The sequence below is a fragment of the Acinetobacter sp. ANC_7504 genome (genome assembly GCF_056779995.1).
Window position 1 is genome coordinate 26,822 of the sequence record NZ_JBWYIZ010000002.1, and the last position, 14,636, is coordinate 41,457.

Consider the following 14,636-nt stretch of genomic DNA (forward strand, 5'->3'; position numbering starts at 1 on the left):
TTCCAATTTAATCAGTCTAAAGCTGACGCGTTTTACAAAAATTAAGGAGTATTAATAAGGAAAGTTGGGGTTATTTCGGCGAAACTCAAGCAGTTGCTCAACATCATCATCGATCCCAGCTTTGAGTGCTTCTAGCGAAGGATAATTCTTTTCGCCATGAACAAAGTTCAAAAATGTTACCCGCATTAACAGGCCATACAGATTAGCAGAAACATCAGGGAAATGTACTTCTAATCGCCACTCTGGGTGTTCCTGTTCGATGGCTGGTCGGGTGCCGACATGTCCTGCACCGAAAAGGGCTGTAGCCTCATAACCAGCAATACCTGGATATTCGGCATTTTCATTGCGAACTTTGTCTTTTAACGATTCTGTTTCACAAATCACTTCAACACCATAGATGCCATGCAAACAGGGCTTATGGCGGTTTAGACGAACATTGATAGTTGGAAAGTTAATGGTGCGACCGATTTGATCACCATATTGAACACGACCCGTAATGCTATACGGGCGACCAAGTAGCTCCGCAGCTTTTTTAAGGTCCCCTGTAGCCAAAGTTTGGCGTATTAAGGTGGAGCTAATACGCTCGCCATTCAGTTCAACGTTATCTAAATCGGTGACTTGAAAACCATAATCGCGCAAGAATTGGCTATTACCTTGTCGATTTTTACCAAAATGATGATCTTCACCGAGTACTAGGCTTTGGGTATTCAGTTTGTATTTTAGAATATCAGCAAACTCTTCCGCACTTAAATTACGGAATGTGTCATCAAATTTGGCAACAACAATATAGTCGATACCAAGTGCAGCCAAATGTTCCACTTTTTCACGTAATGAACTAATTCGTGGTGGTGCTTCGTAACTTTTAAAATATTCTAAAGGCTGTGGCTCAAAAATCATCACCACAGTTTTTAAATCTTGTTGTTGTGCTATGTCTTTTAATTGCTGAACCATCGCCTGATGACCCAAATGAACACCATCAAAATTGCCAATGGTGACGGCAGTTTTGGGCAATTGAAAGTTGGGCGCTAAAGCATTCAGACGGAGTAGCTTCATGGGCGAAAAGGTGACTAAAATTAATTTGGGCTATATATTGCCATATTCTCACAGTTTCGTCTTGTTGTTGTGTTTTTATTCAATACTTTTCTTATTCTAGATCAAGATGCTTGAGTCATTAGATCAAAGAAACTTTTATTTCCGGATATATTTTTGTCTAATGTGTTCCATTAAATATTTAATGAGTAAGTGATGTCTGATCTAGCCCTAATTATGGCCTTATCAAGTGAATCTAAAGGATTATTCGAAGCTGAAAATATTGCAGTACATTACAGTGGTATTGGTAAGGTCAATGCAGCATTTAAAGCTTTTGAAGTGATTCAAAAAACGGGATGCACAACTTTGCTGAATTTAGGAACAGCAGGAAGTTCGCATTTTGATGCGCATTCCTTGGTTGAAGTAACAACATTTGTACAGCGAGATATGGATGTTTCACCGCTTGGCTTTGAAGTTGGTGTTACACCGATGGATCAGGAATTTCCCGCAGCGATTAACCTAGAGCCGTATTTTCAACATCTTCCCAAGGGCATTTGTGGGACTGGCGATAGCTTTGAAACTGGTGCACCTAAGGTGCCATGTCAGTTGGTTGATATGGAAGGATATGCGCTCGCCAAAGTATGTAAGAAACTTGGCGTTCGTTTGATTTCCGTGAAATACATTACAGATGAGGCAAACGACACCGCACATTTAGATTGGGAGGAGAACTTGTTGTTGGGCGCTCAAAAATTATTGGCTTTATATCAGAGTATGGAACACTAGATTTTGAAGGTTTTGGCGACCATAGAAACTATGGTCGTATGCCAGAGATCAATCTCGAAGAGATTTAGAGAAACCAATTATGGGCGAGGTAAAATACCATATAGCATCATATGTACCGTATGCTCGATGGTACGTTGATACATGGTGCGATTACGTAAGGTTTTTCCCGTCACCATTTCAGTTTGAGTGCTAAAATCAGCATAGTTTTGTGTGATTCCCCAAAGGTTAATAATTAAAACTTCAGGATCGATTTTGTCTGATATTTTGCCTTGCTCTTGCCATGTAGCAATCACTTTGGATTTACGTTTGAAGAGTTTTTTTAATGGACCTTTCAAAATTGGCAGGATATGTGGTGCGCCTTGGATAATTTCTAAAGCAAATAATTTTGATGCTTTATGTTGAGTACGGGAAACCTCAATTTTTTGCATAAGATATTGCGTAATCGCTTCAGCAGGCTCTAAATCAGCTTCCAACATTTGCAGTGGAGCTAACCATTTTTGCATGACTGTAGTCAGCACTTCGACATAGAGCGCTTCTTTATTTTCGTAGTAATAGAAAATATTCGATTTGTGCATTTCCGCGAGTTGTGCAATTTCATCTAAGCTTGCACCACTAAAACCATACACAGAAAACACATCTAATGCAGCAGCTAAAAGCTGTTGACGTTTTTGCGTACTCTTCTTTTGTTCCATCTCGTCAGTAAATTATAAAAAGGAACCTCAAATTGTACGGCAAAACGTGCGATTTGTGCACAAGGATTAGGGCATTTGCAAAAGAATATGAAGAATAATTGTGTAGTTAAGTGATAAAACTAATAATAAGACACATGTACAATCTATTTGATAAACAAATACATATTACTCATGTGGGAAATGCTGATCGAGAATATCTTTTAATTTAATTAAAAAAAGCCATTTATCAGTACGAAAAGTGTCTAATTTTCCGACGAAAATTAGACACTTCCATTTACCTTATTCAACAATTCAGAATGTCATATTTTGTATCGCTTAAGTTGAAAGTACGGCTTCTAAAACTTGTTGTTCAAGCTCTGCAAATTTGACATTTTTTTGTCGCGGTCGTGGTAAATCTACTTTGAACTGATGTGCGATATGACCTTTATCGAGCAAAATAATACGATCTGCTAACTGGACTGCTTCACTGACATCATGTGTCACTAAGATGGTGGTGAAGCCTTGTTCTAACCATAGTTTCTCGATTAGATTTTGCATGTCTAAACGCGTAAGCGCATCTAAAGCCCCCAAAGGTTCATCAAGTAATAGTATTCGAGGGGTATGAGACAAGGCACGTGCTAGCGCTGCTCGTTGACGTTGTCCACCTGAAAGTTGTGCAGGCCAAAGTTCAGCTTTTTCATTTAAGCCAACTTTTTCCAATAATGCTTCAGCCTTATCATGCTGGGATTTATCTAAGCCCAATTGCACATTTTTTAAAATGCTTTTCCATGGTAATAGGCGAGGATCTTGGAACATGACGCGGATGTCATCAGCGGTAATACCTTCACGAAAGTTCAGTGCAGATTTAAATTTAATCTCACCATAACTCGGTTGTTCTAAATCCGCGATTAACCGTAACAACGTACTCTTACCACAGCCACTTCGACCCACAATGGCAACAAATTCACCAGGTTCTATATGTAGGTCTAAATCCTCTAATACTTTAACTTTGCCATAGAACTTGTGCAGTTGTTCAAGATTGATTTCTGCACCGATCTTTTGTGGAGCTGATCTGGCATGATCTGGAATGACATGTTCATCAGCGAGATTTGAAATACTTAAATCAGTCATACGCATTCCTATTTTTGATAGCCTGGATGCCAGCGTAATAAATATTTTTCTAAGGCAACCGCGAGTACATCCGCTAATTTACCAAGTAGGGCATACAGTAGAATCCCAACTAAAACGACATCTGTTTGTAAAAATTCACGCGCATTCATGGTCATGTAGCCAATTCCAGCTTGTGCTGAGATGGTTTCAGCCACAATTAACAGAACCCAAACTAAACCTAGTGCGAAGCGCAAACCAACTAAAATGGAAGGAAGAGCACCTGGTAAAATAATTTCTTTATATAACTGCCAGCGTGTTAAACCATAACTCTTGCCCATCTCGATCAGCTGAGGATCTACAGATCGGATACCGTGATACGTATTGATATAAATTGGGAAAAACACGCCAATCGCGACCAAAAATAATTTGGCAGATTCGTCAATTCCAAACCATAGAATCACCAATGGAATTAAAGCTAAAGCTGGAATATTACGGATCATTTGTAGGGTCGTGTCGAGTAACGTAGAGGCTACTTTAGATGAGCCATTTAACAATCCTAAAAATAATCCTAAGCCCCCACCAATCAGCAAGCCAATCAGTGCACGTCCCGCACTGACTTGGACATGTGTCCACAGTTCACCACTAAGCAATAGATGCCAAAAAGCCAAAACCACTGCGGTTGGAGCAGGCAAGACACGGCTTTCTAAAATGCCAGTGACTGAAGCAAGTTGCCAAATCACAATAAGAAAAATGGGTACTAACCAAGGCAACAAACGTTGCCCCAGTTGTTTGATTCCTCGAGAGAGAAAACCTTCAGGTTTAACTACCTTGGTTTTACTCAACACGATAGAATGTTTTTGAGTTTTATCTACCGCTGTTGTCATGCCGGCTCCTGAACCTGATCTCCTTTTTTATTTTCTTCAGGAGTATAGTTATTCGCGACAATCTCACCAAAAGGACCAGTCAGATTAGGTTGAGTCAGTTTTTGGCGTGTTTCTAATGGCAGAAGAGGGAATACCAATTCAGCAAAACGAATTGATTCTTCAAGATGCGGATAACCCGAGAAAATAAAGGTATTAATGCCTAAATCTGCATATTCTTGGATACGTGCCGCCACAGTTTCAGGGTCACCTACTAATGCCGTGCCTGCACCCCCACGGACGAGACCTACGCCAGCCCATAAGTTTGGTGACACTTCAAGTTTCGAGCGATCTCCATTATGAAGTTCAGCCATACGACGTTGACCAACAGAGTCCATTTGTTTAAATTTTTTCTGTGCCGCAGCGATGGTTTCATCATCAACATACTGAATTAATTCTTCAGCAGCTCGCCATGCTTCCTCGTTGGTTTCGCGGACGATGACATGTAAACGAATACCGTAATCTAGGGTGCGACCTTTAGCTGCCGCCTTAGCGCGGACATTTTCAATTTTTTCTTTAACCGCTGCTGGAGGCTCTCCCCAAGTTAAATAGGTATCTACTTGATCAGTTGCCAGTTCAACAGCATCATCAGAAGAACCACCAAACCACAATGGTGGATAAGGTTTTTGGACGGGTGGATATAATAATTTTGCATCGTCCACGCTTAGACGTTCACCATGGAAAGTGAAGCTTTCACCCGTATGTGAGCGTTTTAAAATTTCGCGCCAAATCGTAGTATATTCAGTCGCAGTTTTATAACGCGTTTTATGATCTTCATAGACGCCGTCACCTTTTAACTCTTGCTCATCACCACCAGTGACCAAGTTCAATAGAACACGGCCATTTGAAAGACGGTCGAAGGTTGCTGCCATACGTGCAGCCAGTGCAGGAGTGGTTACCCCTGGACGCAAAGCAACGAGAAATTTAAGATTTTTGGTGGCATCAATTAAACTTGCGGCAGTCAACCATGGATCTTCACAAGAACGACCAGTCGGGATAAGCACACCTTCATAACCTAGATTATCCACCGCCACAGCGATTTGTTTCATGTAGGCATGGTCGACAACACGTCCGCCTTTGCTTGTACCTAGGTAGCGACTATCACCATGAGTAGGAATAAACCAGAAAATTTTCATTACTTAAGTCCTTAATATGAGTTACTTACCAGTCCATACGACTTGGTTAATTTGTATCGGTTTAGGAATGATTTTGAGTTCAGCAAAGCGATCAGCCAGTTGTTGCTGATCTGCAATGACTTTCGCGGTTAAAGGTGCTGCATAAGATGGACGAGGTCGGCGCTGAACAAAGGTTTGGCTCACATTCGGCTTTAAACCTGTTGTTTTGGCAAAAATCGTTGCTGTAGTTTTTAAGTTCTTTTGAACCCATTGATCAGCAAGATTAATCTGTTCAATGACACCTGAAATCGCTTGAGGATGTTTGTCGATAAACTTGCCTGAAGCGAGATAGAACGTGTAATTCGGGCTCAGCCCTTGTCCAGTGGTCAAAACTTTTGCTTTATCTTCAAGTTCAGCAGCAGCGTAATACGGGTCCCAAATGGCCCATGCATCAACAGCACCTTTTTGGAATGCTGCGCGTGCATCAGCAGGACTTAACCAAATTGGTTTTACATCGCTCCATTGCAAACCTGCTTTTCGGACGGCTTGGACCAATAGATAATGTGAACTAGAGCCACGATGTACTGCGACACGCTTGCCTTTGAGGTGTTTAAGCTGAGTAATTTTGGATTTTTGCGGCACTAAGATTGCTGAAGAAAGAGGCTTCGCCGCCTCATAAGCAATGTAATGCAAAGGTTTGTTTCCTGCTTGCGCATAAACAGGGGGGGTATCACCTGTTGCACCAATATCCACTGAACCCACTGCAAGTGCTTCTAAAATTTGAGGACCACCAGGGAACTCATTCCATGTAATTTTGGCATTGGGAAAATCTTGCTCAAACAGTTTTTGCTGTTGAGCAATCACCAAATTTACGGAAGATTTTTGGAAGCCAATGCGTAATTCTGTCACTGAGGGATCAACAGCCCATGCAGCTGAGCAACCCAACATCGCACAGGCAAATAGCATCGTTGTCATTGAATGACTTGAGGTTTTAAACCAAGTGTGTGCTGTATTTCCTGATTGATATTGAGTCATGTTCATCACCTTTTCATGTTGTTATTTGGGTGTAGGCGCAATAATTGCGGCCTGAATATTGATTTTGTTTGGAATTAACTTCTGTTGATGGAATACATCGGCAACTTTTTGCTGATGTTGAGCAACTTCAGTACTAATTGGATAAACGCCGAAGCTCATACGTCCAATTGAGGTTTGAAGAATTTTGAAATCTAGGCCTGTAGGCTTCACGAGCAGTTGAGCTGCTTCGTCTTTATTGGAAGCAATCCAATCTGATGCTTCATTAAGTTCTTGAACAACGGTTTGTATAATTTCAGGATTCTGTTCAACGAACTTACGATCAGCCATATAGAACTGGTAGTTATTGGCATTCCCTTCGCCAGAAGCGAGAACACGTGCGCCGATTTGATGCTCTGCTGCTGCAAAGAACGGATCCCAGATTACCCATGCATCGACTGCACCGCGCTCAAATGCTGCGCGAGCATCCGATGGTGGTAGGTAAACCACTTCAATATCATCAAGCGTCAAATGATTCTTTTCTAAGATCTTCAAGAGAAGATAATGAACGTTAGAACCTTTGTTTAACGCTACACGCTTACCTTTAAGTTGTTGAATATCTTTGATGTTCGAATTTTTTTGAACAATCAACGCTTCAGCGCGTGGAGTCGCAGGTTGATTTGCGACATAAACCAAATTTGAATTCGCTGCTTGGGCAAAAATAGGGGGTGCTTCACCGACTTCACCAAATGAAACACTGCCGACATTCAAACCTTCTAACAGTTGTGGTCCACCTGGGAACTCTACCCATTTCACTTGAATGTTTTGATCCTTCAAAGCGGCTTCTAATTCACCACGTTCTTTAATCACGGGCAGTAAGCCATACTTTTGATAACCGATATTTAACACTTGGGTTTTATCTTCTTTTTTTGAGTCGCAACCAGTGAGTAGCAAAGCACCTGTTAACGCAGAAGACAAAATGAGTGTTTTTTTCCAAAGATTAGCGTTAAAGCTGCTCATATTGAAAATCCTGAAAACTTAAAAATAAAAAAAATCAAAAAAATAAATGCGTCATGTAACGCGCCTAAGTTAATGAATTTTCTATTTCGTAAAAAATAAGAATTCAGGAATTCCTAATGAATAAAAAAGATAAAATTAAAAGAGAAAAAAATATCTAAAAAAATGCAAAAGGCTCAATCTAAGAATAACGATATTTTTGTTTCTAAGTTTATGAAATATATAAATATATATTAAAATATTAAATTGTGATAAGGATATGATTTGTATGAATATATCGAATGATTGTGAAGATAGTTCACCTAGGAATATCGATATATAAAAGAAAGATAAAGCAGTTCATAAGGGTGCAATAAAAAAGCCACTTTAGAGTGGCTTTTTACAAACAATTGAGTTTCTTTGGAAATTATAAAGTGCCTGACGCGCTTGTGGTAAGTCATCCACCGATGCTTTGACAAACCCTTGTTCCAAAAACCAATGTGCGGTTCGTGTCGTAAGAATAAATAACTGTTGGATATTAGACTTTTTTGCTTTCTCTTCTAAATAGTGCAAGATTTGGCTACCACGATTTGATTTGCGGTAACTTGGATGTACTGCCACACAGGCTATTTCTGCAGAACGAATTTCATTTGATTCAGTTGGTATTGGATATAATGCTGCACAAGCCAGAACCATACCGTCACGTTCAATCACAGCGAAATGATCAATTTCATTTTCCAAGCGTTCTCTAGAGCGGTATACCAAAATGCCTTCTTGTTCTAATGGGCGTAATAAACTGATTAATCCACCGACATCCTGAATCGTCGCTGTGCGGACTTCTTCATAATGTGCATCGGTGATCATCGTGCCATGCCCATCACGAGTAAATAATTCTTCGATTAATGCACCATCATGTTCATAAGATAATAAATGAACGCGGTTAACGCCATTTAAAGAGGCTTCCTTGGCATTTTGTAAATGCAATGCCAATTCATAATTTTGCTCTAAAGCAACGTCAATATGTTGATCTAGCTGATGCGGGGTCACTTCGCGCAACAACTGCTGTGGGCTTTGCATTAAACCTTGTTCGGAACCGAGAAAAATGAGTTTATCGGCACCGAGTTGGATAGCTGTTTTGGTCGCCACTTCTTCAGCAAGCAAGTTATAAACTTCACCAGTGGTTGAATAACCTGAGGGGCCAAGTAATACAATATTGTGATTGTCCAAATGTTTTTGAATCGCATCTGCATCGACTGAACGCACTTCACCGGTAAGTTGAAAATCGATACCATTACGAATGCCATAAGGTTTAGCTGTTATAAAATTACCAGATACCACATCAATGCGAGCACCATACATGGGTGAATTTGCAAGTCCCATAGACAATAAGGCTTCGATTTGTAAACGGATTGAGCCTACGGCAGACATGACCGCACCTAATGAGTCACGTGTTGTTACTCTACGATGATTATGAAAAGGGCTATCTAAATTCTTCTCAGCAAGATTTGCACTGATTTGTGGTCGTGCTCCATGAACCAGAATGAGTCGAATGCCGAGAGAATGTAAAAGGGCAATATCATGAATAATATGTTGAAAATTTGGTAATTGAACTGCTTCGCCGCCAAACATTAAAACGAAGGTTTTATTACGATGGGCGTTGATATACGGCGCTGAGTTTCGGAACCAATGCACATATTGCTGTGTCATATTTTGAGTTGTATCTATTGAGTCCGATTGCATGCATGTACCGATAGAAGCGGGAAGTGGTCATCAGATTCTAAACAAAAAAATGATTTTCCACACCTGCATTAAAATAAAGACATAAAAAAGCCCAAACTGAGTTTGGGCTGAGTGCAGGGAAGATCAATTTGAGAAGATCTAGGAATAAGCTTATCCGATGATACGCACGATGCGATCTGTACGCTCATTCACTAAGACATAGTCTCCATTAATTTTGTACCACTGCTGGTTACGCGCCGCTTTAGGTAGATTCTTCGCTTGACGATCACTTAACTCAAATTTTGAAGAGTTGAATTGACGTGGTAACTGTTGACCTACTCGCCATTGACGGCTTGGATTTACATTTTGGAAGCCACGATTTTGTTCATAGCGGTCATGTTGATATTTCCCAAGCTGACCTTTATTCCAATGCGCTGGTGGTGGAGTTGGTTTTGAATAGTGACGACCATCGTCATGTGGACCAGCCATCGCAGATGTTGCCAATAAACCACTCATTGCTAATGTAAGTACTGATACTAACTTTTTCATGTGGGATACCTCTAACTTTGTTATTTATCCGATATCGCTAAAGTACAAAATGATTTGAGATAAACCGTGGAGAGATATAGTCAATTTGTGAAATGTATGAAGAAGTGATGAAGATGAATGATTAGGATTGAACTCAACAAAAAACCCGACATGAAGTCGGGTCGATTTAAACGTCAAAATTAATCTTGCTGGATTTTCAAAATGCTATTGCTGTTTGAATCCACCAGAATAAAGTCATTATTCACTTTGTACCATTGTTGGTTTTTACCAGGTTTTGGTAGGTTATGATCTTTATATTCGGTTTTATAACTATTGCCACGATAGTGTTGAGGCATGACGTAGCCAGTTTGCCATTTATGTTGACGTAAACGTTTTACGCCACGCTCTTCTCTGTTTTTACGACGATCTTGGAACTCTTGATCTGATGAAGCATCATATTGAGTACGTTTCTCAAATCCTTTACCACGTTCACGTGAACCTTTATCTTGGTAGTCATCAGAGTAAGGAGCAGCATTGGCAATATTTGCTGTAAATATTGCACTTAAAGATAATGTCAAAACTGTCATAATCTTTTTCATATTCCGCCCTCGTTGACCTTATAAATTGGGGTTCACACTAATGTACTGAAAAAATGCAGAGAAACTGTGAAGATAGAATGTAATTTAGATTAAAAATAACGAGATAATAAGAACATATTTTAATAGGAATGAAAATAGAAACCGATGCTTTAGCTGAGCAATCAATGCTTTGAGCAATTTTAAATTTTGAATCCTAATATGATTTTTAAATTGTAAATATTTTAATAACACAGAAGATGATTTTCTTTTAAATAAGAAAAATCATCTGATCCGTTTCATCTCAGTGCCACTGATTATGATATTCCTGCAATTGTTGAATAGCTTCGATAATGATCCACGCAGTTTCGGCATGATCTAAACCTTGAACTAATGAAGCATCCAACTGTAACTGTTCGATCGTTTGGATCGTTGATAATTTTCGAGCTTGGTCTGCCATATTATTTCCTTATAAAAGTGTTGAATTTCATGGCATTGATCATAGTTAAAATTTATAAATATAAAAAACCGAATATTTTTCTTAATTTAATCTAATTATTCGATTAATGTTCGAATCAAATGCTTAGAAGACAGCATAATTTTTTATATCGATAAACTTAGCGTATGTATAGACTTTTGTTATAGTAAGAACAATTTTAAAGCAACACTAGGAATAGGTTATGTCTGTCGCTCCGCGTATTGGGATTTTAGGTGCTGGTGGCCGTATGGGTCGTACATTGATTCAAGCAGTTCAAGATGCTGGTTATCAATTAGCAGCAGCGGTAGAGCGTCCAGGCAGTAGCCTTATTGGCGCGGATGCAGGCGAATTAGCGGGTATTGGTACACTTGGTGTGAAAGTCGTGGGTGATATCCAAGATGTTTTAAATGATTGCGATGTATTTATTGATTTTACTGCACCAGTTGCAACTGAACAGCATTTGAAACTGTGCCGTGAGGCTGGTGTTGCATTAGTGATCGGTACGACGGGAATGAACGATGAGCAAAAAGCATTTTTAGATGAAAGTGCAACGATTGCTCCTGTAGTCTACGCAGCAAACTACTCCGTAGGCGTGAATGTATCCATTAAACTTTTAGAATTAGCATCTAAAGTCTTTGGTGACAGTGTCGATATTGAAGTGATCGAAGCACATCATCGTCATAAAGTTGATGCGCCATCAGGCACAGCTTTAATGATGGGTGAGGCGATTGCTGATGCATTAGGTCGTGATTTGAAGCAAGATGCTGTTTATCACCGTGAAGGGCATACTGGTCCTCGTGAACGTCAAAGTATTGGTTTTCAAACCATTCGTGGTGGCGATATTGTGGGTGAACATACGGTAATGTTTATTGGTGAAGGTGAACGTGTAGAAATCACACATAAAGCCACGAATCGCATGAACTTTGCTGCAGGTGCAGTACGTGCCGCTGCTTGGGTTGTAGGTAAAGCACCGAAAAAATATGACATGAAAGACGTTTTAGGCTTCAACGATATCAAAGTTTAAGTTTAAAAAAACTGCGTGATCATCTAAATAATAATGTTAAATATGAAGAATAAAAATGAAGAAAATTTCTATGATCTGCTTGCTTGTCAGTGCCATTGGCCTGACAAGCCAAGTTCAAGCCAATGAAGCCTCACGACTCACCATTAACAAAAACAATATTAAGGTGTGGACGATACAAAATCCTGATCATCCTGTGTTGTCCTATCGTGCTGAAACAGTAGTTGATGCTTCACTCGAAAGAGCAGTTGCAATTGTTTTAGATGTAGAAAATGCAAAATCATGGGTACCCAATGTCGGTTCAGCACAAGTGATTTCTCAAGATTTGAAGCAAGGTGAATTTAAACTCTACATGGTGTTAGATTTTCCATTTCCTTTGAAAGATCGAGACCTGATTGTGCAAGGGAAAATGTATAAGGACTCAAAAGGTATTATTCATATTAAGAATAAAGCTTCTCAAACGGGAAAACCTAAGAATCCTCAGTATATTCGGCTGCAACACTATGTTGGAGACTGGAGCTTTGAACAGATTGGACCGAATAAGGTGAAGGTCAGCACTTCAGGATATGCGGATCCAGAAGGTGCAATTCCACAAAGTGTGACCAATATGTTTGTACAACAGCAGCCTTATCAAATGTTGCAAAAAATGAAAACTGAATTAGCAAAATCTCAATCTGCGCAGATACCGTTACCAGATATTTTGAAATAATGAGTTTAAATTAGGCATTTAATCATTTTTCAAAGTGTAAGCTGTAAATTGCTTTAACTCTGCTGCTTGAGGCAAATGAAAACTCAAAATTGGTTGCTTTGTCTTAGATGCCTGATCCAATAGAAAAACTTGGTAGGTCTGTTTTTTGGAATCATCACATTGAAAATTTAAATTTTTTTGTGTGGGACTAATGAGCTTGACTGCATGATCAGAAGACACGGTGTAAAGGTAAATTTTCTCCTGCTCTGGAGATTCAATATTTTTCGTAAAACGATAATGGCTGTTGTGTGTCACTTTCAAGAAGCCATCAATTAATGATGTACAAATAAATTTTTGCTCAAGTGCAACTTGATCGATCGCATGCTCTGGTTGGCAAGCTGTCAAAAGTGTTACCAAGGGTAATATCAAATATAATTTATCGTTGTTCATGTGGCCTCCTGTGTTTTTTTAGCTGTAAGACCATCATAAATTTGCTAGGTTTATAGATACAGATACACACATTTTATAAAAATGAGCACAGTTCATGTTTCAGTATCAAATCTTAGCCAAACATATCAAACAGAAAATTTTGAGTGGAGAACTGTGTTCAGGACAGAAGCTCATTTCCCTTCGGCAATTTTCAGCATTACATGCCGTCAGTTTAAATACAGCAAAAAATTGTTATGCATTATTGGAATCGGAAGGGCTCATCACTGTTAAAAATAAATCGGGTTATTTTGTTCAACATTTGAAATCCAGAAACGATCCGCCAGTATTGCCTTATCATCATGAATTTGAAGCTGAAGCAAAGGATATCAGTAACTTAGATTTGCAAATTGAAATACAGGAGTCTTCAATCAATAACCGATCAATTCATTTAGGTGCAGTACAAATCTCTCCAAATCACGTGCCTGTAGATGCAATCCGAAAGTCAATTCAACGTGCTTTAAAACACAGTCAACCAGAAGATTTCCTTTACAGTAATCGACAAGGGCATTTGAGATTGAGACAAGCTTTATCAGACCATTGGGCTGAAGATGGTTTTTATATCAATCCAGACGAGATTTATATCACCAATGGCTGTATGGCTGCGTTATCACTCGTGGTTCAGCTCTTGACCAAGGAAGGGGATGGCATTGTGATTCCAACCCCAAATTTTAATGGTCAATTACAGTTGTTAGGGACACTGAAACGCAAGTTGATTGAGATACCTGCAAATGTGGATGGTTTTGATTTAGAACGCTTAGAAAGAGCAATGCAGCACCCCGATACCAAAGCCTGTCTATTGACTGTGAATTATCAAAATCCACTAGGATTTGAGCTTTCAAATCATGATAAACAGAAAATTGTGCAATTGGCTGAACAATATCAATGCTATGTGATTGAAGATGATATTTATGCTGAATGTAGTTTTAATTTACAAAGACCTTTACCGATTAAGCATTGGGATGAAGCAGGCTATGTCATTTTATGCAGTTCAATATCAAAATCATTGTCCAGCGCATATCGAGTAGGTTGGTTTTGTTTACCGCCGAGGCTTAAATATTTGCATCGTCAAATTGTCATTCAAAATGTCAGTGTGAATACACCTTTGCAATTGGCTTTGGCTGACCTGATGTATAGTAGAGCCTATCGTGAGCATCTACTCCGATTAAAACCAAAATTAAATCATCAAGTTGATGAATATCGACAAACGATATTAAGCGCTTTTCACGGGATTGACATTGGTTTAAGTCAGCCAGATGGTGGCTATGTTTTATGGCTGCAATTGCCGACACATATTGATGGTTTAGAACTCTATTATGCTGCACGTCAACATGGTATTAACATTGTTCCCGGAGATGTTTTTGGAGAAGAGCGCCGTTATAAAAATTATATTCGCTTAAATGCAGGGCATGAACTGACTCATGAAATTCATGACTCCATCGTGTTTTTAGCGGATTGGGTGAAACAAAAAATGAGGTCATCATCCCAAGCACCTTCTTAAAAAGA

16 protein-coding genes are annotated in these 14,636 nt (G+C 39.3%); 4 read left to right on the top strand and 12 right to left on the bottom strand.

The features are described 5' to 3' along the window. Nucleotides 1-51: 51 nt before the first annotated feature. On the bottom strand, nt 52-1,053 hold the full coding sequence (gene ribF, locus AC1M9F_RS04005) for a riboflavin biosynthesis protein RibF (RefSeq protein ID WP_481597134.1): 1,002 nt from the start codon (nt 1,051-1,053) through the stop codon (nt 52-54). Between the two features lie 189 nt (nt 1,054-1,242). Between ribF and AC1M9F_RS04010 the strand changes: the two genes are divergently transcribed. After that, a complete protein-coding gene (locus AC1M9F_RS04010; protein ID WP_481597135.1) occupies nt 1,243-1,812 on the top strand; it encodes a 5'-methylthioadenosine/S-adenosylhomocysteine nucleosidase family protein in 570 nt (189 codons plus the stop codon). 77 nt (nt 1,813-1,889) lie between these two features. On the opposite strand, the gene AC1M9F_RS04015 is transcribed toward AC1M9F_RS04010, so the two are convergent. The 10 genes from AC1M9F_RS04015 to AC1M9F_RS04060 form a co-directional block, all read right to left on the bottom strand. Then, nucleotides 1,890-2,504: a TetR family transcriptional regulator C-terminal domain-containing protein gene (locus AC1M9F_RS04015; protein WP_481592000.1), complete on the bottom strand. Its 615-nt coding sequence runs from the start codon at nt 2,502-2,504 to the stop codon at nt 1,890-1,892. 315 nt (nt 2,505-2,819) lie between these two features. Next, complete coding sequence (locus AC1M9F_RS04020) at nt 2,820-3,614, bottom strand: ABC transporter ATP-binding protein (RefSeq protein ID WP_035264921.1); 795 nt, start codon at nt 3,612-3,614, stop codon at nt 2,820-2,822. A gap of 8 nt (nt 3,615-3,622) precedes the next feature. Then, nucleotides 3,623-4,477, bottom strand: a complete 855-nt coding sequence (ssuC, locus tag AC1M9F_RS04025; protein ID WP_481597136.1) for an aliphatic sulfonate ABC transporter permease SsuC — start codon at nt 4,475-4,477, stop codon at nt 3,623-3,625. Next, nucleotides 4,474-5,649: an FMNH2-dependent alkanesulfonate monooxygenase gene (ssuD, locus tag AC1M9F_RS04030; RefSeq protein WP_092766595.1), complete on the bottom strand. Its 1,176-nt coding sequence runs from the start codon at nt 5,647-5,649 to the stop codon at nt 4,474-4,476. The genes ssuC and ssuD overlap by 4 nt, the downstream gene beginning before the upstream one ends. Before the next feature lie 21 nt (nt 5,650-5,670). Then, entirely contained in the window at nt 5,671-6,603 is a 933-nt protein-coding gene (locus tag AC1M9F_RS04035) for a sulfonate ABC transporter substrate-binding protein (RefSeq protein ID WP_481597220.1), read from the bottom strand. Nucleotides 6,604-6,684: 81 nt separating this feature from the next. After that, a complete protein-coding gene (locus tag AC1M9F_RS04040) occupies nt 6,685-7,659 on the bottom strand; it encodes a sulfonate ABC transporter substrate-binding protein (protein WP_481591997.1) in 975 nt (324 codons plus the stop codon). A 363-nt stretch (nt 7,660-8,022) separates the two neighbouring features. Beyond that, the gene (argA, locus tag AC1M9F_RS04045; protein WP_481597137.1) at nt 8,023-9,375 is read right to left on the bottom strand and encodes an amino-acid N-acetyltransferase; all 1,353 of its coding nucleotides are present in this window, start codon (nt 9,373-9,375) and stop codon (nt 8,023-8,025) included. Nucleotides 9,376-9,525: 150 nt separating this feature from the next. After that, entirely contained in the window at nt 9,526-9,903 is a 378-nt protein-coding gene (locus AC1M9F_RS04050) for an RcnB family protein (RefSeq protein ID WP_481586941.1), read from the bottom strand. 179 nt (nt 9,904-10,082) lie between these two features. After that, nucleotides 10,083-10,481 carry an RcnB family protein gene (locus AC1M9F_RS04055; RefSeq protein WP_092766593.1) on the bottom strand — a complete coding sequence of 133 codons (399 nt, stop codon included), beginning with the start codon at nt 10,479-10,481 and terminating at the stop codon, nt 10,083-10,085. Between the two features lie 280 nt (nt 10,482-10,761). Further along, nucleotides 10,762-10,917: a hypothetical protein gene (locus AC1M9F_RS04060; RefSeq protein WP_171076739.1), complete on the bottom strand. Its 156-nt coding sequence runs from the start codon at nt 10,915-10,917 to the stop codon at nt 10,762-10,764. Nucleotides 10,918-11,137: 220 nt separating this feature from the next. Between AC1M9F_RS04060 and dapB the strand changes: the two genes are divergently transcribed. After that, nucleotides 11,138-11,959: a 4-hydroxy-tetrahydrodipicolinate reductase gene (gene dapB / locus AC1M9F_RS04065; RefSeq protein WP_035264896.1), complete on the top strand. Its 822-nt coding sequence runs from the start codon at nt 11,138-11,140 to the stop codon at nt 11,957-11,959. Nucleotides 11,960-12,014: 55 nt separating this feature from the next. Next, nucleotides 12,015-12,665 carry an START domain-containing protein gene (locus AC1M9F_RS04070; RefSeq protein WP_481597138.1) on the top strand — a complete coding sequence of 217 codons (651 nt, stop codon included), beginning with the start codon at nt 12,015-12,017 and terminating at the stop codon, nt 12,663-12,665. Nucleotides 12,666-12,683: 18 nt separating this feature from the next. Here AC1M9F_RS04070 and AC1M9F_RS04075 read toward each other — a convergent pair whose 3' ends face one another. Continuing rightward, nucleotides 12,684-13,094: a hypothetical protein gene (locus AC1M9F_RS04075; protein WP_481597139.1), complete on the bottom strand. Its 411-nt coding sequence runs from the start codon at nt 13,092-13,094 to the stop codon at nt 12,684-12,686. A 94-nt stretch (nt 13,095-13,188) separates the two neighbouring features. On the opposite strand from AC1M9F_RS04075, the gene AC1M9F_RS04080 reads away from it, so the two are divergent. Next, nucleotides 13,189-14,631 carry an aminotransferase-like domain-containing protein gene (locus AC1M9F_RS04080; RefSeq protein ID WP_481597140.1) on the top strand — a complete coding sequence of 481 codons (1,443 nt, stop codon included), beginning with the start codon at nt 13,189-13,191 and terminating at the stop codon, nt 14,629-14,631. Nucleotides 14,632-14,636 lie beyond the last annotated feature (5 nt).